Origin of the sequence: Eubacterium sp. BIOML-A2 (assembly GCF_009680135.1) — a bacterium.
GTDB lineage: Bacteria > Bacillota > Clostridia > Lachnospirales > Lachnospiraceae > Faecalicatena > Faecalicatena contortus_B.
In genome coordinates this window covers 20,136-43,774 of sequence record NZ_WKZK01000023.1, presented here as the reverse complement: position 1 = coordinate 43,774, position 23,639 = coordinate 20,136, and the positions used below count along the sequence as shown (strand labels likewise).

Genomic DNA, 23,639 nt, shown 5'->3' with positions numbered 1-23,639 from the left:
TTGATTTTCGCGAAAGCAGCAGGCCTTTTACGGAATAATCGTGCAATACACAGCGATTCCGGGGAGACAGCTGCCCGCGGGGCCAAAGGATATTTGGCCTTGTGGACATAGGATGTGTTTATCTGATAAAATAATAACACAGTGCCATCATATCATATTTTTCGTAAAAGCAACAGAGAAAAATGACCGAATCTTACAAAAACGTAAGGATTTCCCCGGGTTTTGAAAGGCAAAGTTATGGATGGAGACAGTGCTGGTGCCTTATAATATGTGCATAGACAGGAAAACAATGAGGAAAGAAAGGCAGGAAAGCTTTATGTCATTATTAGATGTGAAAAATGTAAAAAAGATTTATACAACCAGATTCGGAGGCAGTCAGGTGCAGGCCCTTGCGGACGTCACCTTTTCCATAGAGCCGAGGGAATACGTGGCAATCATGGGCGAATCCGGTTCCGGAAAAACGACATTGCTGAACATCCTGGCATCTTTGGATAAACCTACCAGCGGAAAAGTACTTCTGAAAGGACGTGACTTAAGTACTATAAAAGACAGGGAAATGGCGGCATTCAGAAGGCAGAACCTGGGCTTCGTCTTCCAGGACTTCAACCTGCTGGACACCTTTTCACTGGAAGACAATATCTACCTTCCGCTGGTTCTGGCGGGGAAAAAATACGAAGAAATGAGACACAGGCTGGAGCCCATAGCCGCCCAGCTTGGAATCACAGATCTGCTGAAAAAATTCCCCTACGAAGTCTCCGGAGGGCAGAAACAGCGTGCGGCTGTTGCCAGGGCTCTGATCACGAGACCCCAGCTGATCCTCGCTGATGAACCGACGGGAGCGCTGGATTCCAGAGCTTCGGACGACCTGATGAATCTTTTCAACACAATCAATCAGAACGGGCAGACCATTCTGATGGTAACACACAGTGTAAAAGCCGCAAGCAGTGCGAACCGCGTCATGTTTATCAAGGATGGGCAGGTCTACCACCAGATATACAGAGGCAATCAGACAAATGAGGAAATGTACCAGAAAATCTCCGCGGCGCTGACTGTCTTAAGCACAGGGGGTGAGCAGTAATGTTTTATCCAAAGCTTGCATTAACAAACTTAAAAAAGAACGGAAAGACTTACATCCCCTACCTGCTGACCTGTGTGCTGACAGTCATGATGTTCTACGTGATGAATGCCATCAGCAGGAATACAGGGCTGGATCAGATGCAGGGTGCAGATACACTGAGGCTGGTTCTCAGATGGGCGGTTACGATTACGGGAATATTTTCCGTGGTATTTCTGTTTTATACGAACAGTTTCCTGGTTAAACAGAGAAAAAAGGAATTCGGGCTATATCAGGTGCTGGGGATGGATAAGGGCAACCTGACCAAAATGATGGCATGGGAATCAATCCTAACAACCCTAATCAGTATCCTTTTGGGTCTGGTGCTGGGCGTTCTGCTTGGAAAGCTCATGTTTCTGATTTTATTGAAAATGATCCATTTTGAGGTTCCACTGAAGTTTGCGGTAGAACCGGCGGCCATGATCGGCACCATTGTACTGTTTCTTATTACGTTTGCGATAACTTTTATCTTCAATCTGTTTCAGGTGCAGAAGGCCAATCCGATCGAGCTGCTGCACGGCGGCAGCCAGGGAGAAAAAGAACCAAAGACAAAGTGGCTGTTCGCGCTGATCGGGGCGGTGAACCTTGGAATCGGCTACTATATTGCGCAGACCACGGACTCCCCGCTGGCAGCCATAGGTAAGTTCTTCACGGCAGTCATCCTTGTAATTATAGGAACATACTGTCTGTTTACTGCCGGAAGTATTGCTGTCCTGAAAATTCTGAAAAAGAATAAAAAGTTTTACTATCAGAGCAGGCATTTCACCGCCGTATCGGGAATGATATACAGAATGAAACAAAATGCAGTGGGACTTGCAAATATCTGTATCTTAAGCACTATAGTCCTGGTCATGATTTCCGTTTCCGTTTCGCTATATGCAGGCATGGAGAATCTGCTGGCAACGCGTTTTCCTACGGACATGGATGTGATGGTTTTTGACGCGTCACAGGAAAATCGGGACAAGACGGACCATATTATAGAAGAAGAGACAAAAAAAGCCGGGGTAAAGATAGAAGACCGAAAATCATACAGTTCCGGAAGCTTTACTGTAATATATGACGAAATAAACAGTACGGTTCTGCTGGAAGAAAAGCCGGATAAATCTTACACAACAGAAGACTTCAGATGGCTGGAGATCATCCCCTTATCAGACTACAACAGGCTGGAGGGAACCAATGAGACACTGGAGCGAGATGAAGTACTGATCCATATGTCCGGCGGAGAATGGAAGTCAGACGTGCTGCAGATAGAGGATGTATCCTATAAAGTAAAAAAGGCGGTCAGCCTGAAAGAAGAGGCAGAGAATGAAGTTTCCGGAGCAGTGGAGGGAATGGTCGTAGTGATGTCAGATATACAGCAGATCGCAGACCTAAAACAGCAATACGGCTATGAAGGTGCAGACACGATCATCTATTCCGATTCCTTCAACATGAGCGGAAAGGAAGAAGATAAAAATACAGCTGCAAAAGCAATAGAGCAGCGTCTGGCAAAAGAGGTTGCAGAATCACGCATCGAGTACAGAGAAGCCTACAGAGGAGAGTTTTATGTAATGTATGGCGGATTCTTATTCCTTGGCGTATTTGTAGGTGCATTATTCCTGATGGCCACTGTCCTGATTATCTATTACAAGCAGATATCTGAGGGCTACGACGACCGCGGCCGCTACCAGATCATGCAGAAAGTAGGAATGAGCAAAAAAGAAGTAAGACGTTCCATCAAAACCCAGGTACTAATGGTCTTCTTTCTGCCATTGATTGCAGCCATTATCCATGTAGCCTTCGCCTTCAAAACGGTTACAAAACTGCTGGCGGTCATGAACCTCACAAACGTACACCTGTTTTTCCTGTGTACCGTGGGAACGGTACTCATATTCGCAGTATTTTACGCAGCCATCTTCCTAATAACCTCCAAACAATATTATAGGATTGTGCAGTGAAGGCATTTTGGCGGTTGAGGGGACGCTTCAGGAACCGGACATAGGGGCATCAAGACGGTAGAAGTGGCTTCACTGACGGGGGATCTTGGCGGGGGCAGCGGATGGAATCGATGAAGCGGGAAGGAATGGCTGGGGTAGTAGATTTCGTAAAAGGGCAGGATATCTATAAAGGTAAAGGGGGCTTTAATATACGCATAGCCAGTTTCATCCGCTGCTGCCGTCTGAAACGCCTTCAAAGGTTCTTTCCATCCGCATGGATGCACGCCCCCGTAGTCCCTCCCGCCCCAGACAGGCGAATCCATTCCCCAAACCTTTCGATTATATGATATAATTTGGGGAACAAGTATTTGTCAGGAGGAGGCGTTTTATGTCTGATTATAGAGAGGCTATTGATGCGGTGCTTCAAGAGGTCGGCAGGGCCGTTGTTGGGAAAGAGGAGATTACGGAAAAGATTATGATGGCGATTCTGGCCGGGGGGCATATTTTAGTGGAGGATATTCCGGGGATGGGAAAGACTACCATGGCCCTTGCTTTTTCTAAAGCTATGGGGCTTGAGGAGAAGCGGGTCCAGTTTACTCCGGATGTGCTTCCTGCCGACCTGACAGGGTTTACGCTGTATCAGAAGGCGACGGAGCAGTTTGTGTACCAGCCGGGGGCGGTGATGTGCAATCTGCTGCTGGCGGATGAGATCAACAGGACCTCGCCAAAGACGCAGTCCGCTCTATTGGAGGTTATGGAGGAAAAACAGGTGACCGTGGATGGGGTGACCAGAAAAACGGGGAATCCTTTTATTGTGATCGCTACGGAGAATCCCGCCGGTTCTGCGGGAACACAGCTGCTTCCGGAGTCTCAGCTGGATCGTTTTATGATCTGTGTCAGTATGGGGTATCCGAGCGTGAAAGAAGAAGTAGAGATTATGAAGAGAAACCAGTCAGGGCGGAGTACCGGGCCCGTAAGACGGGTGATGACGGCGGAGCTGCTTGTGCGGGCACAGGAGGAAGTGAAAAATCTGTTTATACATGACGCCGTATACACTTATATTGCCCAGCTGGCAAAGGCCACCAGAGGCGGAGAACACATTGCGATGGGGCTGAGCCCGAGGGGAACCGTGGCCATGGCGGCTATGGCTAAGGCCGGCGCTTATATGAGGGGCCGGGAGTATGTGATTCCAGATGATGTGGCGGATGTGTTTCAATGTGTGGCAGGGCACAGGGTACTGCTCAGCACCAAAGCAAAGGTCGGGCATATCCGGACGGAAGATGTACTGGAACAGATCATGGAAGAAGTGAAGCCACCGGTTATGAAAAGGCGTTAGGTGACGGCATGATAAGACGAACAGTTGGATATGCGGCGGCGGTTCTGGTAACCGGGTATCTGTTCCTGATGTATGATACTCCGGCCCTTTCAGCCGCTTTAGTGCTGGAAATCCTGTATCCCGTTGTTTCATTTGCCTGTCTGCACAACATGTCTGCCAGGTTGACGGCGGGGATCGGTAAGGTTCCGGCTATGGGGGAGAAAAACCAGAAAATCAGGGTGAAATTATGGGTGAATAATACCTCCAGGATCTGGAATGGGAAATATGAACTTCGGGTGAAGATCGGCGGAAGAAATTCTGGTCAGATGACGGTAAAAAAGATGTCCGGAATGCTGGAGCCGGGCAGAAAAAAAGCGCTTCCGTTTTATTTTACATCGGAATACTGCGGAAGCATGGAAGTCGCGTTGGACGGTATGAAAATCTTCGACTTTTTCGGGTTGTTTTACAGAACCATTCCCCTTGCGGATAAGGCTTATGTAGGGATCATGCCCAAGGCAGGGCTGATGCCTTTGGAAATTACGAGACGAACCCGGGAGTTTCTGGCCGATGCGGATGAATATTCCGTAGAGAAAAGCGGGGATGATCCCTCTGAAATCTATCAGATCAGGGAATACCGCCCATGGGATTCTGTACACGATATCCACTGGAAGCTGACAGCCAAGGAAGATGCACTGATGGTGAAGGAATACAGCTTTCCCCTGGGATGTGTCGTGCTGGTCTGGATGGAGTATCCGAAAAAAGGGCAGAGCAGTGAGGGATTCAGTAAAATGCTGGAATCAGCCGCTTCCCTGTGCATGACGCTGGCGGAGGAGAAATGTATTCATATGGCTGCCTGGTTTGAAGAGAAGAATATGAGAATTGTGAAATGGAAGGTCAGCAGTGAGGAGACTGTGCACGGCCTTTTGTGGAGAATGCTGGAAATGGAGCCGTATACGGATGACAATATGCGCAAAGCCTGCTATGAAGATGCATTCCGCGGGGAGCATTTCAGCAGTATTGTTAAAATCGACGGACAGGGCGGGATAACCGTCGATGGTGAAAAGCAGGAATTACTGCAGCTTTAGGGAGGAGACTGTCGATGAAAAACAGAAAAGAATGCAAATCAGGCATCAGGCTGTTTGAACAGAAGAGCAGAGAGACATCCGGGGGAATAAACCGGATCAGTCTGTTTGCGGCAAGAGCATTGTCTGCGGGCTTTCTTGCCGCGGCATGGTGGGAGAGCCTGCTGTCCGTGTTCCCCCTGCATGTATTAAAAGCCTGGCTGTACGGCTGCCTTTTTCTGCTGTCCATATTCTGGCTGTGGTTGTGGGGAAGCAGGGGAAAGAAAAAAATACTGTATCTGGCTGCAGGAGGCGCGGCCCTGATATTTCTGGCATGGAAAAACCGTGTGCCTGCCATAGCAGTAGTGAATTCACTGGCGAATGCCTATCTGCGTATTCACGAGGAGGGCAGTGTGCCGCTTCTTCTCTATGAAGTGCCTGAGGTCTCCAAGGTCCTGCTGGCCGTGGGGATTGCGGCAGCCACCATACCAATCATAGCGGTATTTTCCCTCGTTCTGGTCCGCGGAAAAGGAAAGGCGGCCGTCATAGTGCTGCTTTTAATTCCGGCAATCCTTTCTGCCACGGAAGGTTATTTTCCATCGGTGAGATCCTGTGGTCTGCTGGTTTTGGCCTGCGGTATCTATTTTGCCATAGGAACAGGCAGTACAGCGAGATCTGTCTGGGGAAATGCATTGACAGCCGCGGTGCTGGTCTCTGTGCTCTGCGCAGTCTCCTGGGGAGCAGCAGGCCGGATCGAGGCACATAAGACCGTAGAAAATGGGGTGTATATCCGGGCACAGGCAGCAATCGAGAAACATGTCATCCAGAGGCTGGAAGAGGCTGCCGGTGCATCAAAAGAAGAGGAAGAACCAAAAGAAAAAGAAGAAGAGAAGCCGGAAGAGCCAAAGGATACTGCACCGGAGGAAAACCAGGATAACGAAATACAGAACGAGGAAGATACCCAGGAAGGACTGTTTCCAAACGCAGGAGGAACGACAGCCGGAATCCCCCATGACCTGTTTTCACCGGATCAGTCAACAAGCCTGCAGAACATCGGATATTTTCAGCCGGGAGACGGAAAAGGACTTGTAGTAGCGTCTCCAACCCGCCCCGAGAGCACCGTTTATCTGCCGCTGACGTTCGGCGCAGTCTATCAGGACAGTACGTGGAAAGCTCCGGAAGAGAATGATGAGATACCAAATCAATATAGAGGATATCCAGGAAATCTGACCCGTCTGATCAGCCTGTGCGAAAAACAAGAGACCCATTCAGCAGAGGAAGCCGCAGAATTTATACAGAAAGAGTTTGAGGAAAATACGGTATACGATTATGAGCCCGGGGCCACCCCTTCGGGGCAGGACTTTGCCGAATACTTCCTGTTTGAAAACAAAAAGGGATTCTGTGTCCATTTTGCAACAACGGCCGTCCTGATGTACCGTATCATGGGATACACAGCCAGGTATGCCGAGGGCTACGCCATCCCTCCATCGGCCTATAAAGAGCAGCCGGACGGTTCCTACCGTGCAGAAGTAACGGGCGACATGGGCCATGCCTGGTGTGAAACCTATGAAGACAAATGGGTCATAAGAGAGCACACCCTCCCATACACCGGAGACAGCCAGGCAGCAGTACCGCCCGCATCCGCCAGCAAACCCGCAGTAAGCCGTCCGGTCTTATCGAAGCCGGCCCAGGCCATCCTTACAGCCCACCTGCTGGCATTCCTGTGCACAATCCTAACAGCAACACAGGCTGCCGTGCGAAGAAAAAAGAAAGCAAACGCCCTACAAAAATACGCCCAGGGCAGGGGCATAATCGAGATCTGCCTGGCCTTCTGCGCGGCCGCCGCCGTCCTGGGCACAAACATAAAAACCCCATTCAGCACAGATTCCTTCGAGACCCTAAAAAAGGTCCTGCCCGCCCTGACCGAACAAGACTGCAATACCCTCCGGCAGGCCGCCCAAAAAGCAATGTACGACAAAACCCCGCCCCCAAAAGAAACCCACCAAAACTTATACGCCCTTTACCTAAAAACATCAAAACACATCCAAAAAGACCTGCCCCTAATCAAAAAGCTCCAATACCGCTATATAAAATGCCTGCCCTAATCAAAATCAAAACAATATATAAGCAAGCAAAATCCTCTTGTCCTAATACAGCCCCGCCATTCATCCCCACCCATCCAAGCCACAAAATACCGACTTTCACTCCCTCCGGTAGGATGCGCCCAGCTTTGCGGAAGGCGAACCGGGAGGGGCCGGGAAGGCGTGTGCTGTTTTGCATAGCGTAGAGCGGGCTTACCGGCAGTTAGAGGAACAACAAAGGATTGCAGGGATGGAAATTGCTCACCAAAGCAATTTCCAAAGAGGCCTGAGCCGTCTAAGCATCGGCTTAGACGGTGAATGCCGCTGTTTCCCTGCAATCCTTTGTTGTTCCTCTTACTGCCGGTTAGCCCGCGGGTCGTAATGCAAAACAGCACACGCCTTCCCGGCCCCTCCCGGTTCGCCTTCCGCGAAGTGCCCCCTCCCCCTACTTCCGCCGCGCCAGCAATATCCTGACAATCAATCCAACGATGATAACCGCAGAGATCGTATACCCCAAAAAGCTGATCCAAGGTATCCCGAACCACTGTGGAATTGTGCGTACATGAATAATCATTCCGGAGCCAATGAATAGAGCAGCCGCCAGTATACTCAGAATAAACCGGTCAGCCGTTTTATGAATATCGGCGCGTATCTCCTCGGAATCAGAAAGCTGCAGATTCAGCTGGGCCTGTCCATTCTTGGTAATATTAAGCAGATCAGAAATCTGTGCCGGAATCTCCATGGACTTATCCATAGAAGTATAGAGCTGGCGTCCCTTATGCCTGAGCAGCTTTTTTATATCCAGTTCTTTCAGCAGGAGCGTGGACATGTGCATGGAAAGAATCTGCAGAATATTGACGTCCGGGGCACAGGCTGCCAGCGTTCCCTCCATCGTGACCATGCTCCGTCCGAGCAGCGTAATGTCCGGGGTAATTGCCAAACGGTGTTCCTTCACAAGAGAAAGCATGCGCTCAATTAATTCTCCCAGCTTCATTGTTCCGAAATCCATGGACATATATTTGCTTAAAATATCATCAATGTCTGTATAAAGTCTGGCATGGTTGACGCGTTCCTGGGGTTCCCCGAATGCCAGAAGCACATTCTTCAGAGAATAGATATCGTGTTCCAGAATCGCCGTGATCGCCTTCTTGAGCAGCTGTTTGTTGTGTTCAGTCAGCCTGCCCGTCATCCCTAGGTCAAGCCAGGCGATCTGTCCGCCGGCTACCCAGAGATTGCCTGGATGGGGATCCGCATGAAAAAAACCATCCTCGAGTATCTGCTTACAGTAGTTTTCGGCAGCCTTCTGGCCGATCTCTGTCATATCATAGCCAAGCTCTTGGAGGCGTACTGTCTCGTCGATCTGTATTCCGTCAATATACTCCATCACAAGCAGCCGCGGAGTAGTGAACTCATGAAATACTTTTGGACAGGTGACATACACAATATCCCTCTGGTTCTCATAAAAAAGATTCAGGTTTGCAGCTTCCTGAAGAAAATCTATTTCTTCCCGGGTGGTCTTCCAGAGTTCATCCAGAATCGTCCTGAAATCAATCAGGTCTTCCGTTCCTATAGCCAGTTTCAGAATACCAGCGGCCTTTTTTAGAAGCAGAATATCGTCCTGCATGATCTCTTTTATGGCCGGCCGCTGTATTTTAATAACGACCTTTGTACCATCCTTCAGGACTGCGGGGTGCACCTGGGCAATCGAAGCAGAGCCGAGAGGAGTCTCCTCAATCTGTGAGAAGATATTTCCCGCCGGCTCTTTGAGCTCTTCTTCGATGACTCCAGACACAACGGAATAGGGCAGGGGGCTCACCTCTGTGCGCAGCTTCGTCAGCTCACGGCAGTAATTTTCCGGAAGCATATCTGAACGCATGGACATAATCTGCCCAAGTTTTACATAAGTTGGGCCCAAATCTTCCAGAATCTCGCGGAGCTTAGCCGGGGTGAGCCCACGGGTTATGTGATGTTTACCAAGTACCTGCAGGATCTCCCGCAGGCGCTTTTGGGAAGCAGGGGGTTCTGCCTGGGATGTCTCCGGGGTTACGATTGTTTCATTCATAGGCAGAACCTGCTATTGGGGGTCCTGAGGGACAGCAGCTTCTGCTTCCTCTGCCGGGCTGTCCTCAGTACAGGGGTCTTCCCCTGCCGGGCTGTCCTCAGTGTCGACAGCTTCTTCCGCTGCTTTACAAGAGTCATCGCTATCCTCATCCATGGCCCCGTCCCCGGACTTTTCCTCTGCAGCTTCTTTGGCGGCTTTCTCTGCAGCTTTTTGTGCTGCGGCTTTTTCGACCTCTGCGATTTTGGCCTTGAGTGCTTCCAGCTCATCCTCTTTCATATGGTCTACTGCGGTCATTGCATCTTTGTATTCCTTCACAACTGTGACAGACACATGCTCCTTCATCTTTTCCTTGGCGTTTTTTTTCAATTCTTCATTGAGGACTTTTCCCTGCTCAACAGTAATCTCGCCTTTTTTTACCAGATTCTCAACCACATCTTTTGCCGTTTCCGCCGTAGTGGCTACCGCACCGACACCTGCAAGAAATATTTTCCTTAATCCTTCGTTTAATTCCATAAATATACCATCCTTTCTAGAGAATTCAGTCAATTAGTATAGAAATATTATAACACAAATCATGGAGATGATTTCTTAAAATTCCATAAGGAAGTTAAGAGGCCATTTTTCACGGGGACGCGCACCATTCTGCACGGCATCCGGGCCAATAAACTGATGGGTTAAGAGTAGACCTTTTCCGGGAAATATGATAGTATTAGGGCAGTGGAGCTGGAGAAGGACCGTGTGTTTTCGTGCCGGGAGTTTGTGGAGGCCGGAAATAGCGGCCAGGAAGAGCTGCTTCGAAAAAAAGACATTTGAAGGATACAACAGGAGGCATATATGATACGAGAAGTGAGACAGGAAGACAGAGAAGAATATTTGAAGATGGCCCATGATTTCTACCATTCACCGGCAGTGCTGCATCCGATACCGGATTCATACATTGAGAAAACCTTCGAGGAATGTATCAGCAGCGGAACTTATGGAAAGATTTATATGCTGGAATATGAGGGCAGCATGGCGGGGTACGGCCTGATCGCGAAGACATTTTCCCAGGAGGCCGGCGGGTATGTGTACTGGCTGGAAGAACTCTATATCCTGGAAGAATACCGCTCCAAGGGGCTGGGAAGCGAATTTTTTGCATACATGGAAGCACACAGAGAAGAGGGTGTCACACGCTTCCGCCTGGAAATAGAAGATGACAATACAAGAGCAAAAGCCCTTTATGAGAAACTGGGATATCAAGTTCTGGATTACCGACAGATGAAGAAAGATTTTTAGCATACATGTATACGATATTCCGCGGTTTACTGCGGATCCGCCCGGAGAGCATGAGTTACGGGGTGCCCTATGGGTATGCAATGTTCTGTGTTAGATTGAGAATGGGTTTAAAGCACAGATTACGTACGGAAGTAACCTGAATATACAGTAAAGAAAAGGAGGATTTCAATATGACAAAAGCAGGCGAAAGAAAGATTGAGACAGTAGAAAAAGCAAACGGAGGTGCAGGCTTCATCATGAAGGAAGCCCTGTTAAGCACAGAAGAGCTTGGAAACCACTGCAAAATGTTCTCAAAAGTAACGCTCAAGCCCAATTGTGAACTTGGCCATCACGAGCATCACGGAGAAACCGAAACGTACTACATTCTCTCTGGAAAGGGAATGTATGATGATAACGGAAAAGCGGTGCCAATAGAGGCCGGGGATGTAGTATACTGCAAAAACGGAGACGGACATGGAGTCAAAAATACGGGGGGAGAGGATCTTGTTTTTGTGGCGTTGATATTGGTGGAGTAGGACGCCTGATGGGAGCGGGCTGCATCAAATCGGTAGAAAACAAGACCTGGAAGCTCCCCAGACGGGAGCAGTGGATCGAGTCGGCAAGAACAAAGCAGTTTGGGCGAAATCGCTGCACCAATTCAACTTAATCCGCTTTCCCCGCCCGCAATTCCCACAGTGAGCAGTGTGTTTCCCGTACGGTTGGATGCGCCAAGCTGTGCGGAAGTGGAACAGGGCTCTTCTGGTGGCGTCTTTCAGGGCGTTAGCGCCGCTTTATCAAAATCGGAGCCGGCATGTGAACTTCCTCCAGGCCCACAAGGCCTGGAGGAAAGCCGACCCGCAGCGAGAATTCATCAGAATTCTCGTGAGTGTCGGCGGTGTTCAACATGCCGGCTCCGATTTTGATTAGCGGCGCTTACGCCCTGATTCCGTCACCAGAAGAGCCCTGTTCCACTTCCGCACAGCGTCCCCATACCAACCCCTACCCCAAACTCCTTCGAATCACCTCAATAAGCCTCGAATTCTCCTCGCGCCCCATAACACAAAACCGTACGTATTCTCCCTCCAGGCACTGAAAGGAAGAACAGTCCCGGATCATCATGCCCTGTTTGATGCAGGCCTCGAATAGGTCAAAGGCAGTCATATCGGGTTTGCGGATACGGATCAGGATGAAATTGGCGGTGGCGTCGTAGACGGTGATGCCGCTTATTTTGTGCAGTTCTTCCAACATTCTTGTGCGCTCGGTTGTTATTAAGGAGCGGGTTTCTTCTATATAACTGGTGTCCTGCAGCATCAGTTCTCCGGCAAAGGCGGCGATGCTGTTCAGAGACCAGGGAATCTGGTGCTCCTTTACCCGGGCCAGGAAGGACTGGCTGCTGGTGACTCCGTAACCCAGGCGGAGGCCGGGAGCGGCGAAGAATTTGGATACTCCGCGCAGAACCATGAAGTTGTCGAATTCTTCAATAAGAGACATGGCACTTACGGAAGAGATATCTGGTGCAAATTCCACATAGGTTTCATCAATCATAACAAAGGTTCCGGCCTTCTGACAGGCGGACAGGATGCTGCGCATATCAGAGGTGCCTATGACGGAGGATGTAGGATTGTTGGGATTACATATGATCAGGAGATCATATCCGGCCTCGAGTCTTTCTAAAAAATCAGGGATGTTGAGGCAAAATCCAGTGTCGGGATTCAGATGGTAGTAATCCTGTATACTGTCAGAAAAAGAGAGTTCTCTTGCATATTCTGAATATGTGGGGCCCAGTATGAGCGTTTTTTTAGGGCGGCGCTGTTCAATAAGCAGAGAGATTAGTTCTGTGGATCCATTTCCCACCATGACATGGGCGGGGGATACCTGACAGTATTCGCCGATGGCGCGGCGAAGGGAAGTATATTCTCTGTCCGGATAGGTGGAAATGATATCCAAATTGCGGCTTAAAGCCTCTTTTACCTTCCAGGAAAGGCCGAGTGGATTTACATTGGCGCCGAAGCTGATGATGGAATCCTTAGGAATTCCGTAGTATTCCGATATTTTTTCCAGGTCACTGCCGTGAAATTCTGGTTTTGTATTCATGTATACAATCCCCTTTCAAATTCTTTCATTCACCCGTTGCAAGAAATAGTATAAAGATGATATAATTCATTATAGCGTGCTTATGAAAAAATGCAACGAAAGAAATATGAGTAGGTGACTAACTTGAAGAATAAGATTAAACGTCTTTCCAAAGGAGATTTTCACATTCCGCAGCCGGAGATTATTTTCCCCGAGACACGGATTATTATGCGTGTCGGCGAGGGGGAGATGTATAAGGGCAGTTTTTCCCTGCAGAACCAGGGCGAGGGGACCATCAGAGGGTTGGTATATCCCTCTTCTTATCGTGTCCATTGTGAGGAACAGGGCTTCGATGGGAACCCGGTTAATATCTATTATACATATGATGGTTCCGGGCTGGTGCCGGGCCATGTGGAGCATGGCAGGTTTACCATAGTCTGCAATGGAGGGGAATATGATGTTGCATTTACGGCAATCATTGAGAAGCCCTTTGTAATGACAAGTTATGGAAAGGTTCAGAGCCTGGAAGATTTTAAGAAGCTTTCTTTCCGGGATCCGGCAGAGGCGGAAAAGCTGTTCCGCTCCAGAGATTTTTACGAGATTTTAAAATATGAAGATAAACGCATCCAGGCCCTTTACGATAATATGCGCAAATGGGAACTGGATCAGCAGGCCCTGGAGGAATTTCTTGTGGGCTGTAAGCAGAAAGAAAAGATATTTCTGACCCTGGAAGAGGAGAGCCGCGCTTTTATGGAAGTGGAAGAGGCTCGTAAAGAAACTTTGACGATTAAAAAGAATACCTGGGGATATCTGTCTATTGACGTGCAGACAGAAGGGGATTTCTTATCCGTAGAGCACGTGAAGGTAACCACGGAAGAGTTTATCGGCAATTCCTACCGTTTGGAATATATTATCACACCGGAGCATCTGCACCGGGGCAGTAATTTCGGACAGATCACGCTGCAGACTCCTTATGAGACTCTGGCCTACGAGATTGTGGTGGAGAAGGATGTCAGGCGGGATGAGGAACACCGTGCGGGCGATATGGAATTTACCAGCATTGTGAAGCGGTATCTGACTTATGAGGCCGGCAGGATAGACCTGAATACCTGGACAGAGGAATCCCTGAAGAAGATAGAGCATCTCAGGGAGAAGGATAATAAGAAAGAACTGTATCTTCTTGTACACGCGCATATCTGCCTGCTTGGAAAACGCTTGGAAGAGGCGAAGTGGATTCTGGAATCCTATAATTATAACCGGTTTGCAATTGGCAAAAATGTTGAGATGAGTTCCTACTATTTATATCTTACGACCCTGCTTAGCAACGATTCGATCGGGCAGCGGCGGGTGGCAGAGGAACTTTCCAAGTCTTATATGAAGCATCCGGAGAGCTGGCTGATTCTGTGCATGCTGGTCAATGTAGACTCGGAGTACAAGATATACAGCGAACGCCTGCGTGCACTGGAACGTCAGTTTTATGAGGAGAAGACGCACAGTATCTGGTTCTATATGGAGGCATTTAAGTGCTTCAGGGATAAGAGTTCCTCCCTGAAAAAGCTGGGCAAATTCGAGGTTATGGTGCTGTATTTTGCGGCAAAATATAAGCTGATGACAAAGGAGCTGGCCCTGTATACGGCGAATCTGGCAAGCCAGCTGAAGAATTTCGACAGGCATCTGTATGAGACGCTGGTACTGGCCTACAAGATGTATGAGGAAAACATGATCCTTACAGCCATCTGTACCCTTTTGATCAAGGGAAACTGTATCGGCTACGATTATTTTAAATGGTATGAAAAAGCAGTGGAGACTGAGCAGAAGATTGCACAGCTCTATGAATATTATATGGCTTCTATCAAGGAAAGCCATTTCCACAAGGCACTGCCAAGATCTGTGTACCTGTATTTTATGCATGGAAACACGCTGGACTACCGAAAGTGTGCTCTGTTGTACTCCAATCTGATTACGTATGAGGATGAATCCAGCGAGATCTATGCGCATTACCGGGATGAGATGGAGGCTTTTGCATGGAACCAGCTGGAGAGACGGCACATCGACGAACAGCTGAGAATCATTTATAAGCGCTTTATCGTGGAGCGTTCCATGAATCCGGAGCGCATCAAGGCATTATATGATATCTGCCATGCCTATGAGATTACTACCAAGGTACCGAACATGAAGTTCATCCACATCATAGCGGATGACGGAAGCATTACCCAAAAGGTGCCGTATACGGACCGGGGCGCCCAGGTCTTCTTATACGCCAAGACGGACAGGCTTGTATGGGAATCCAGGGACGGCAGGCATTATACCGATTCGATTCCCTATGAGAGCAGACGCATGTTCTATGAACTGCGTTATATGGATATGTGCAAGAAATATATCAACAGCATGCGCATGAACCGGATGGAAGAGGCAGAGGAAACACTGACTCTTGATATTGTGCGGGAAAAAGGCGTAGAGAACTATGGGGAAGAGGAATTATTTAGTCTCTGCAGTAAGAACATCAGAGAGAATAACTACGAAAACGATGATTTTCTGACCTATATCTGTTTTGAATTATTCAAAAAAGGTCAGTACGATAAGGTGATCCTGACGTATCTTTCCAATTATTACTGCGGCGCCACAACTGATATGAAGCGGCTCTGGAGAGAGGCGCGGGAGTATGAGGTACATACTCATAAGCTGGCGGAGCGGATTCTGACACAGATGCTCTTCTCGGAAGAACTGTTTGCGGAAGTGCAGGTATTCGAGGAATACTATGCGGAGGGCGCCTATTTCAGACTGCAGCAGGCATATCTGGCCTATATGTCCAGGGGCTATGTTGTGGAGGAAAGAAAGATCAGCAGGAGCATCATTGATATTATATGCAGAGAGTATGAAAAGGGAGAGGACACGATAGATATCTGTAAGATCGCGGTTCTCAAGTACTATTCCAACAGAGAATATAATTCGATGATACGCAAGACCCTGAAGAAGTTCCTGCAGGAACTCAGCGGCAAACAGATTTATTTCCCATTTTTCCTCGCGTATGAGAAAGACTGGCTGATTGAACTTCAGCTCTGGGATAAGACGCTGATCGAATATAAGGGACAGAAGGGCAGCCGTGTTATGCTTTACTATCAGCTGCAGAAAGGGGATTCCGAGGAGGTGGATTACTCCACCGAGGTGCTGACTCCGATGTACGAGAACCTGTATGTGAAGAAGTTTGTGTTGTTTGCCAATGAAAAGCTAAAATACTATTTTAAGGAAACAATTGACGGCAATACATACAGGAGCGATAAAGAAACCTGTGTGAAGGAAGTAAAGAAAGGCGAATCGGGAAGGTACGGACGTCTGAACGACATCCTGCTGGAGGATGGCAGGGAACGGGATATAAAGATGAGGTCATATGCGGCGGAGGATGCGATTGCCGCCCATATGTTTGAACAATATTAATGGAAGATGATGGTTACTGTTCACAGGCCAGCCTGGAATCGGTAACATAAAATGTCACTATGCCGCCGGGAAGACCGGGACATAGCCGGCAGAAAGTACATTGCGGCCGGAGGGCAAAGCAAAAGCCCCGGCGGTAAGGGTGAGGAGGCTGTCTGTAATGGGACAAGGCAATATAATTGGATATGAGATAAATGATAAGACCTGCCAGATCAGTTTCTACAACGATCAGCAGCTGGAGCCGGAGACACTGGAGGTGGATTCTGATAATTACCAGATCCCACTGATTATCGGTAAACTTAGGGACACATGGGCTTACGGCAAGGAAGCAAAGCGTCTGGTTACAATTAAAGAAGGGTTTACGGTTACGAGGCTGCTGGACAAGAGCCTGGCAGGAGAAAAGATTGAGTTTGGAGAAGAGACTTATGATGCGGTCTGGCTGCTCTCCAAGTTTGTGCAGATGTCGCTGCAGTCGTTTCCGCAGATTGAGGGGATCGTGTTTTCTGTCCCGGAACTGACTGAGGAGCTGGCTCAGCTTCTGCGTGGGATTGCGGTACGCATGAACATCGATAAGAGGCACATTTTTATTCAGGATTATAAGGAAAGTTTCTGCAACTATCTTTTTTACCAGCCCAAGGAGCTGTGGCAGTACGATGCCGCACTGTTCTGCTGTGACCGTAATGAGATCAAGGCTTTTATGTTAAGAAGGCTGAAGCCCGGGCTGGGCGGGGGCAAAACGACTTTCGTCACGGTAGACGAAGTCGCCAGCGCCCATATGAAAGAACTGGCTGCCGTTTATCCGGTGCTGAATGAGGACAAGGCGAAAGAGGCGGATTCACGTTTCTGTAAATTTATAGAAAGCGTATTTGATAAGCGCATTGTATCCTCCGTCTTTCTGACAGGAGAGGGGTTTGAAAACAACTGGTACCCGACCTCTCTGCGCGTACTTTGTAATGGAAGAAGAGCCTTCATCGGAAATAATCTGTACAGCAAGGGGGCCTGTTACACGGCTTACCGGAAGATGTTTATGCACATAGAAGACCCGGTGTACCTCTCGGATACAAAGCTGACGGATCAGATTACGGTGAATATGAGGGTGGACGGTCAGGAGATGTGGTACCCGATTGTGTCCTGGGGGGCGCACTGGTATGAGTCTAACAATCAGTGGGAAGTGCTTCTGGAGGATATGGAGAACATAGAACTGCATGTAGAATCTCTGGTGCAGGGGACTTTAAAAACAGAGGTTATTTCGCTGGAAAATTTCCCGAAGAGAGGCGAATATTCCATGCGGCTGCAGATAGAGACGCTGTTTCTGGATGAAAAGACCTGTAAGATCACAGTGCGGGACGTAGGGTTCGGGGAATTTTACCTGCCTACGGATTTTCAGGAAGAGAAGATTATACATTTAGGAGGCAATGATGGGAAGTTTAATTCTTTGTCATGACAGGCATGCAACGCATCCTTATGAGATTACAAGGATCCACTGCAAGATATTTACAATTGAAGAATTATGCTATTATCTGTGCAACAATCTCTACCTGATTGACTACACGATCATGAACGAACAGCTCTGTACCTGGCTGGAGGAAGAGATCGGTATGCCGGAACTGGCGGGGAAGCTCAGGGATGTCATCCGGATGCGCGGTTCGGTGGAAAAGTTTGTACTGACGATCCTGAAGAGCTCCCGGATATTCAGGGAACCGGAGATGATACGGATTCAGAACGTGCTGGAGCGGCTGAAGAATCAGAAGGACATTGAGCGTCAGAAGTATAAGGGCGATAACCTGCTGGAGAGCGGGGAGATCGAGGAGGCGATCCTCGTGTATCAGGCCATTCTCAACGAAGAGGCGGATGAAAGCGTGGATCCCAAGTTCTACGGCAAGATATACGCCGGGCTGGGCGCAGCTTACGGGAGGCTGTTTTTGTATCAGGAGTCGGCCAGGATGTACGACCGGGCTTACCAGATCTGCGAAGACACTGCACTGCTCAAGCCGTATCTGTACGCGTCCTACAAGTATATGTCCCTGGAGGAATACCACATCCTGCTGACAAAGCACGATGACTATGTGGAAGTCAACGCCCAGATGCGCCAGGAGATGGAAGACATTAAGAAGCATATACAAATGGAGCCAAGTTCTGTGCTGCTTGAAAAATGGAAACAGCAGTATCGGAGAAGTCACATATAGGCATTGTCCGCAGCATCTCCCGGCCCACGGTAAGCGTCCCCTTTCATCATGTCAGGACTCGAGCCCGTCCCAAATCCCAATTGACATTCGAATAGAAATATGTTATTATATGTAAGATTTTAGCGTGGTAAAGTAATCAATTTGTAAAAGAATAAAGCACCACGGCAGGGAGGGCGTATCTATGAAGAGAAAATTAGCAGTAGCAATGGCAGCTGCACTTGTGCTGACAACAGCGCTGGCAGGATGCGGAAACAAAGCGGAAGATAGCAAGTCAGAGGGTACTAAAACAGAGGATACCAAGACAGAAGATTCCGCAAAAGACGATGAAAAGACAGATGGAGTAAGCGCAGAGAAAAGCGAGGGAGACAGTTTTACGGTAGGGTTTGACGCAAGTTTTCCACCTTATGGCTACAAGGATGATGACGGCGAATACGTGGGATTTGACCTGGATCTCGCACAGGAAGTGTGTGACAGAAACGGCTGGGAGCTGAAAAAGCAGCCGATCGACTGGGATGCGAAGGATATGGAGCTTAGTTCAGGCACCATCGACTGTATCTGGAACGGATTCACCATGAATGGACGTGAAGACGATTATACATGGTCAGAGCCATACGTAGACAACAGTCAGGTAGTAGTAGTTGCCGAAGATTCCGGAATCAAAACACTGGAGGATCTGGCAGGGAAAATCGTGGAAGTACAGGCTGATTCATCTGCACTGGCAGCTCTGGAGGGAGACCAGAAAGAATTGGCTGGAACTTTCAGTCAGCTGACACAGGTACCGGATTATAATACGGCATTTATGGATCTGGAAGCAGGCGCTGCAGAAGCAGTAGCAATGGACGTAGGTGTTGCAAAGTATCAGATCGAATCCCGCGGAGGCGGATACATAACCCTGGACGAGACGATTTCCACTGAGCAGTATGCAGTCGGATTTAAAAAGGGAAATGAGAAGCTTAGGGATCAGGTTCAGAAAACGCTGAATGAGATGTCAGAGGATGGAACATTCATGACAATCGCTAAAAAGTGGGGCGTTGAAGACGCTGTCTGCTTAGGCAAATAAAATTAAAAAGTAAGAATGAAAAAGGTCAGAATTACTATCTGGCCTTTTTACTACCCGGAGGTCAGGAAGATGAAGATAAGTTTTATGGCAATGATCAGCCAGTTATCAGGGGGCATGTTAGGAACAGTAGGGATATTTTTTGCAACTCTTTTGTTTTCACTGCCGTTAGGTTTGCTTGTGTCATTCGGAAGAATGTCAAAAATTAAAATCATTCAGTGGATAACGAAGGTATATATTTCTATTATGCGCGGGACACCGCTCATGCTGCAGCTGATGGTGGTTTATTTCGGGCCGTACTACATATTCGGAATCCGGATCACGGCGTCTTACAGACTGAGTGCGGTTTTGATTGCATTTGCGGTTAACTATGCCGCATATTTTGCAGAGATTTACCGCGGGGGAATCGAATCTATGCCGGTCGGACAATACGAGGCGGCAAAGCTGCTGGGATATAATCGGGTGCAGACTTTCTTCCGTATCATTTTCCCTCAGGTTATCAAAAGAATTCTGCCGTCGGTGACAAATGAAGTGATTACGCTTGTAAAAGATACGTCCCTTGCATTTGCAATTGCCTATGCGGAAATGTTTACGACCGCAAAACAGATAGCGGCTGCCCAGACCTCCATTATTCCTTTGGTGGCTGCAGGTATATTCTATTATGTGTTTAACCTGATCGTAGCAGTTTTCATGGAATTTATCGAGAAGAAGCTAAATTATTATAAATAGGAGGGAATGTCATGAGTCTGTTAGAAATGAAACATATCAAAAAACACTTTGACGACGTTGAAGTACTGCAGGACATTTCCCTGAAGGTAGACGAAGGACAGGTCCTGGCAATTATCGGCCCATCCGGATCCGGAAAATCCACACTGCTTCGTTGTGCGACGAACCTCGAAACCCCGGATGCGGGAGAGATCCATTATGAAGGAGAATATGGTCTGGTATTCCAGAATTTCAATCTTTTTCCCCATTTTTCAGTTATGAGGAACATCACAGATGCCCCGATCAAAGTGCAGAAACGGGAAAAAGAGGAGGTCTTTAAGGAAGCGCGCGTACTTTTGAAAAAAATGGGTCTGGAGGACAAGGAAAATGCTTACCCGTACCAACTCTCGGGCGGTCAGCAGCAGCGAGTTTCCATAGCCAGGGCCCTGGCTATGAACCCCAAAATCCTTTTCTTCGACGAGCCAACCTCGGCGCTGGATCCTGAGCTGACGGGAGAGATCCTGAAAGTAATCAAAGATCTGGCCGCAGAGCACATGACTATGGTGATCGTCACCCACGAAATGAATTTTGCAAAACATGTGGCCGACCATATCATCTTTATGGATAAGGGCGTTATCGCGGAACAGGGAACCCCGGAAGAGGTCTTTGGGTCGGATAACATACGAATGAAAGAATTCCTGGGGAAACTCTCCAGAAATGGGATATAGATTACGAGATTTAGCCTTGGGGGGGATGGAGAGGGGGCGCTTACCGCGAGCCGGGACGTGCTGCCAAAAGTGCCTATCCTGTTGGAATTACAGCCCGCTGCGCCAAGCAGCAGTAAGCGGAAATCCGCAAAACCAGACAGAACCGAACACATTCACCGCTTAATCTGATGATTAAGCGCCTCAGGTGTTCTAAAAAGCTGCTTCGGAAGCAGCTTTTTTCTGTCTGGTTTTGCGGATTTCCGCTTACTGCTGCTAGGCTCGCTAATATGTAATTCCAACAGGATAGGCACTTTTGGCAGCACGTCCCGGCATCCCTGTCATTACGCGTCCCCATCTCACCCCGGGACGAATTCTCGTCCTCCAAATCCCATATTGATTTTCCGTCTCCCTTGTATTATAATCATCATGCGAGACTTCGTTTTTCTTTTAGAAAGACAGCCTTACTACTTTATGTATGAAAAATCGAAAAAGGACAGGTGTGAACGTATGAAAAAATTAGAACAGCTTTACGAAGGAAAAGCAAAAAAAGTATTTGCTACTGACGACCCGGATATCGTGATTGTAGATTATAAAGACGATGCCACCGCATTTAATGGTGAGAAGAAGGGGACGATTGTTGGGAAAGGCGTGATTAATAACCGCATGACCAACTATATCTTCCAGGTGCTGGAAAAGGAAGGCGTGCCGACACACTATGTAAAAGAACTGAGTGACAGAGAGACTGCAGTGAAGAAGGTGGAGATCGTTCCTCTGGAAGTGATTGTGCGTAATGTGGCTGCGGGCAGCTTTTCCAAGAAGCTTGGGATTGAAGAAGGCAGAAAATTATTAGCACCGACTTTGGAGTTCAGTTATAAAGATGATGATCTGGGCGACCCTATGATCAATGATTATTTTGCAATTGCGATTGGGGCTGCAACGAGAGAAGAGATTGATAAGATTACGGAATATACTTTTAAAGTTAATGACGTTATGAGAAAGTTCTTTGATGAAGCTGGGATTGAGCTGATCGACTTTAAGATTGAATTCGGCAGATTCCATGGGGAGATTATCCTTGCGGATGAAGTGTCACCGGATACATGCAGGCTGTGGGACAAGGAGACACACGAGAAATTGGACAAAGACCGTTTCCGCAGAGATATGGGCAATGTAGAGGATGCATATCAGGAAGTATTTAAGAGAATCGGCATCAAATAAATAGGAGACATTCATGAGCAGAATTGATAAAGTTATGACAGGCTTGGGGGAAGAATGTGGAGTTTTTGGTGCATATGATATGGATGGCGGCAATGTGGCGCCATCCGTATATTATGGCCTTTTTGCACTGCAGCACAGAGGACAGGAAAGCTGTGGTATTGCGGTAACTGACACATATGGACAGCGAAGGGTTTTATCAAAAAAGGGCCTGGGGCTTGTGAACGATGTGTTCGATGAGGAATCCCTGCATGATTTGAAGGGGAATCTGGGGATCGGACACGTGCGCTATTCCACGGCAGGGGGAACCCGGGTGGAGAATGCACAGCCGCTCGTTATCAATTACGTGAAAGGGACACTGGCCATTGCCCATAACGGCAATCTGGTCAATGCCATTGAATTGAGAAAAGAACTGGAATATACAGGAGCTATTTTTCAGACTACCATCGATTCGGAAGTGATTGCATATCATATCGCGAGGGAGCGCCTGAATGTAAGCCGGGCGGAGGACGCAGTTAAAAATGCGATGATGAAGATAAAGGGGGCGTATGCCCTAGTAGTGAGCAGCCCGCGCAAGATGATTGGAGCCAGAGATCCTCTGGGACTGAAGCCGCTGTGTATTGGAAAAAGGGATAATACGTACTTTCTGGCCTCGGAGAGCTGTGCCATTGCGGCGGTGGACGCGGAGTTTGTACGTGATGTACTTCCCGGGGAGATTGTTACGATTACCAAAGAAGGAATCGCGTCCGATACGAGCATGGCAGTACCGGCTGCGGGACAGGCCCGCTGCATTTTTGAGTATATTTATTTTGCGCGGACAGACAGTACTCTGGACGGGGTAAATGTCTATCATTCCAGGATTACCGCAGGCAGGGCATTGGCGGAATCATACCCTGTGGAGGCGGATCTGGTAGTTGGCGTGCCGGATTCCGGGCTGGTTGCGGCAAAGGGATATTCGGAACAGTCGGGCATCCCCTATGGGATGGCCTTCCATAAGAACAGCTATGTGGGAAGGACGTTTATTAAGCCGAGCCAGAGCGAAAGGGAATCCAGCGTGAAGATCAAGCTGAATGTCATACCCGAGGTGGTAAAAGGCAAAAGGATCATCATGGTGGATGATTCGATTGTGCGGGGAACAACCTGTGCTAATATTATCAGGATGCTGAAAGCAGCGGGAGCCACCGAAGTCCATGTCAGAATCAGTTCACCGCCGTTTTTGTATCCGTGCTATTTTGGAACCGATGTACCGTCCAATGAACAGCTTATAGCGCATTCCCATACGCCGGAACAGATTCGGAAGATGATAGGGGCGGATTCTTTGGGATACATGGAGGTCAGTAAGCTGAAAAATATGGTGGGAGATCTGGGCTACTGCGATGCATGTTTTACCGGAAAATATCCAATGGAGGTGCCGGACGGGGATATCAGCCAGGCATTTGAGCAGGGGACCTGGTAGGACGCCTG

Annotated in this window: 18 protein-coding genes; 15 read left to right on the top strand and 3 right to left on the bottom strand. The window is 48.3% G+C overall.

Annotation, left to right across the window (positions count from 1 at the left end):
• Positions 1-316: 316 nt before the first annotated feature.
• The 5 genes from GKG43_RS10190 to GKG43_RS10170 all read left to right on the top strand — a co-directional run bounded on the left by GKG43_RS10190 (position 317) and on the right by GKG43_RS10170 (position 7,511).
• The gene (locus GKG43_RS10190) at positions 317-1,078 is read left to right on the top strand and encodes an ABC transporter ATP-binding protein (RefSeq protein WP_055154584.1); all 762 of its coding nucleotides are present in this window, start codon (positions 317-319) and stop codon (positions 1,076-1,078) included.
• Positions 1,078-3,051, top strand: coding sequence for an ABC transporter permease (locus tag GKG43_RS10185; protein ID WP_055154569.1), 1,974 nt, complete (start codon positions 1,078-1,080; stop codon positions 3,049-3,051). Before GKG43_RS10190 ends, GKG43_RS10185 begins: the two co-directional genes overlap by 1 nt.
• Before the next feature lie 367 nt (positions 3,052-3,418).
• Complete coding sequence (locus tag GKG43_RS10180) at positions 3,419-4,366, top strand: MoxR family ATPase (protein WP_129879061.1); 948 nt, start codon at positions 3,419-3,421, stop codon at positions 4,364-4,366.
• 8 nt (positions 4,367-4,374) lie between these two features.
• Positions 4,375-5,430: a DUF58 domain-containing protein gene (locus GKG43_RS10175; RefSeq protein WP_129879060.1), complete on the top strand. Its 1,056-nt coding sequence runs from the start codon at positions 4,375-4,377 to the stop codon at positions 5,428-5,430.
• Between the two features lie 14 nt (positions 5,431-5,444).
• Positions 5,445-7,511 carry a transglutaminase-like domain-containing protein gene (locus GKG43_RS10170; RefSeq protein WP_055154572.1) on the top strand — a complete coding sequence of 689 codons (2,067 nt, stop codon included), beginning with the start codon at positions 5,445-5,447 and terminating at the stop codon, positions 7,509-7,511.
• A 421-nt stretch (positions 7,512-7,932) separates the two neighbouring features.
• Here the strand turns inward: GKG43_RS10170 and GKG43_RS10165 are convergent, their stop codons facing one another.
• Together GKG43_RS10165 and GKG43_RS10160 are read right to left on the bottom strand one after the other, a co-directional pair.
• Positions 7,933-9,549 (bottom strand): AarF/UbiB family protein, encoded by a 1,617-nt coding sequence (locus GKG43_RS10165; RefSeq protein ID WP_055154573.1) that lies wholly within the window; start codon positions 9,547-9,549, stop codon positions 7,933-7,935.
• A gap of 12 nt (positions 9,550-9,561) precedes the next feature.
• Positions 9,562-10,062, bottom strand: coding sequence for a phasin family protein (locus GKG43_RS10160; protein WP_070102484.1), 501 nt, complete (start codon positions 10,060-10,062; stop codon positions 9,562-9,564).
• Between the two features lie 321 nt (positions 10,063-10,383).
• On the opposite strand from GKG43_RS10160, the gene GKG43_RS10155 reads away from it, so the two are divergent.
• Entirely contained in the window at positions 10,384-10,824 is a 441-nt protein-coding gene (locus GKG43_RS10155; RefSeq protein WP_050642585.1) for a GNAT family N-acetyltransferase, read from the top strand.
• A 170-nt stretch (positions 10,825-10,994) separates the two neighbouring features.
• Positions 10,995-11,339, top strand: a complete 345-nt coding sequence (locus GKG43_RS10150; RefSeq protein WP_050642584.1) for a cupin domain-containing protein — start codon at positions 10,995-10,997, stop codon at positions 11,337-11,339.
• A gap of 463 nt (positions 11,340-11,802) precedes the next feature.
• On the opposite strand, the gene GKG43_RS10145 is transcribed toward GKG43_RS10150, so the two are convergent.
• Positions 11,803-12,897 carry a threonine-phosphate decarboxylase gene (locus GKG43_RS10145; protein WP_055154574.1) on the bottom strand — a complete coding sequence of 365 codons (1,095 nt, stop codon included), beginning with the start codon at positions 12,895-12,897 and terminating at the stop codon, positions 11,803-11,805.
• Between the two features lie 123 nt (positions 12,898-13,020).
• Between GKG43_RS10145 and GKG43_RS10140 the strand changes: the two genes are divergently transcribed.
• The 8 genes from GKG43_RS10140 to purF all read left to right on the top strand — a co-directional run bounded on the left by GKG43_RS10140 (position 13,021) and on the right by purF (position 23,631).
• Entirely contained in the window at positions 13,021-16,311 is a 3,291-nt protein-coding gene (locus GKG43_RS10140; RefSeq protein WP_050642582.1) for a DUF5717 family protein, read from the top strand.
• 157 nt (positions 16,312-16,468) lie between these two features.
• On the top strand, positions 16,469-17,752 hold the full coding sequence (locus tag GKG43_RS10135) for a DUF5716 family protein (RefSeq protein ID WP_050642581.1): 1,284 nt from the start codon (positions 16,469-16,471) through the stop codon (positions 17,750-17,752).
• Positions 17,727-18,494, top strand: coding sequence for a hypothetical protein (locus GKG43_RS10130; RefSeq protein WP_050642580.1), 768 nt, complete (start codon positions 17,727-17,729; stop codon positions 18,492-18,494). Before GKG43_RS10135 ends, GKG43_RS10130 begins: the two co-directional genes overlap by 26 nt.
• Before the next feature lie 181 nt (positions 18,495-18,675).
• Entirely contained in the window at positions 18,676-19,554 is an 879-nt protein-coding gene (locus tag GKG43_RS10125) for an amino acid ABC transporter substrate-binding protein (protein ID WP_050642579.1), read from the top strand.
• A 69-nt stretch (positions 19,555-19,623) separates the two neighbouring features.
• Positions 19,624-20,280 (top strand): amino acid ABC transporter permease, encoded by a 657-nt coding sequence (locus GKG43_RS10120; protein WP_044927442.1) that lies wholly within the window; start codon positions 19,624-19,626, stop codon positions 20,278-20,280.
• Between the two features lie 11 nt (positions 20,281-20,291).
• On the top strand, positions 20,292-20,984 hold the full coding sequence (locus GKG43_RS10115) for an amino acid ABC transporter ATP-binding protein (protein ID WP_117440667.1): 693 nt from the start codon (positions 20,292-20,294) through the stop codon (positions 20,982-20,984).
• Positions 20,985-21,470: 486 nt separating this feature from the next.
• Positions 21,471-22,178 (top strand): phosphoribosylaminoimidazolesuccinocarboxamide synthase, encoded by a 708-nt coding sequence (purC, locus tag GKG43_RS10110; protein ID WP_025657768.1) that lies wholly within the window; start codon positions 21,471-21,473, stop codon positions 22,176-22,178.
• Positions 22,179-22,191: 13 nt separating this feature from the next.
• Complete coding sequence (gene purF, locus GKG43_RS10105; protein ID WP_129879059.1) at positions 22,192-23,631, top strand: amidophosphoribosyltransferase; 1,440 nt, start codon at positions 22,192-22,194, stop codon at positions 23,629-23,631.
• Positions 23,632-23,639 lie beyond the last annotated feature (8 nt).

Excerpts from the sequence above, each read along its gene's own strand:
- GKG43_RS10190 (WP_055154584.1), top strand. The coding sequence starts at position 317 with ATGTCATTATTAGATGTGAAAAATGTAAAAAAGATTTATACAACCAGA.
- GKG43_RS10185 (WP_055154569.1), top strand. The coding sequence starts at position 1,078 with ATGTTTTATCCAAAGCTTGCATTAACAAACTTAAAAAAGAACGGAAAG.
- GKG43_RS10180 (WP_129879061.1), top strand. The coding sequence starts at position 3,419 with ATGTCTGATTATAGAGAGGCTATTGATGCGGTGCTTCAAGAGGTCGGC.
- GKG43_RS10175 (WP_129879060.1), top strand. The coding sequence starts at position 4,375 with ATGATAAGACGAACAGTTGGATATGCGGCGGCGGTTCTGGTAACCGGG.
- GKG43_RS10170 (WP_055154572.1), top strand. The coding sequence starts at position 5,445 with ATGAAAAACAGAAAAGAATGCAAATCAGGCATCAGGCTGTTTGAACAG.
- GKG43_RS10165 (WP_055154573.1), bottom strand. The coding sequence starts at position 9,549 with ATGAATGAAACAATCGTAACCCCGGAGACATCCCAGGCAGAACCCCCT.
- GKG43_RS10160 (WP_070102484.1), bottom strand. The coding sequence starts at position 10,062 with ATGGAATTAAACGAAGGATTAAGGAAAATATTTCTTGCAGGTGTCGGT.
- GKG43_RS10155 (WP_050642585.1), top strand. The coding sequence starts at position 10,384 with ATGATACGAGAAGTGAGACAGGAAGACAGAGAAGAATATTTGAAGATG.
- GKG43_RS10150 (WP_050642584.1), top strand. The coding sequence starts at position 10,995 with ATGACAAAAGCAGGCGAAAGAAAGATTGAGACAGTAGAAAAAGCAAAC.
- GKG43_RS10145 (WP_055154574.1), bottom strand. The coding sequence starts at position 12,897 with ATGAATACAAAACCAGAATTTCACGGCAGTGACCTGGAAAAAATATCG.
- GKG43_RS10135 (WP_050642581.1), top strand. The coding sequence starts at position 16,469 with ATGGGACAAGGCAATATAATTGGATATGAGATAAATGATAAGACCTGC.
- GKG43_RS10130 (WP_050642580.1), top strand. The coding sequence starts at position 17,727 with ATGGGAAGTTTAATTCTTTGTCATGACAGGCATGCAACGCATCCTTAT.
- GKG43_RS10125 (WP_050642579.1), top strand. The coding sequence starts at position 18,676 with ATGAAGAGAAAATTAGCAGTAGCAATGGCAGCTGCACTTGTGCTGACA.
- GKG43_RS10120 (WP_044927442.1), top strand. The coding sequence starts at position 19,624 with ATGAAGATAAGTTTTATGGCAATGATCAGCCAGTTATCAGGGGGCATG.
- GKG43_RS10115 (WP_117440667.1), top strand. The coding sequence starts at position 20,292 with ATGAGTCTGTTAGAAATGAAACATATCAAAAAACACTTTGACGACGTT.
- purC (WP_025657768.1), top strand. The coding sequence starts at position 21,471 with ATGAAAAAATTAGAACAGCTTTACGAAGGAAAAGCAAAAAAAGTATTT.
- purF (WP_129879059.1), top strand. The coding sequence starts at position 22,192 with ATGAGCAGAATTGATAAAGTTATGACAGGCTTGGGGGAAGAATGTGGA.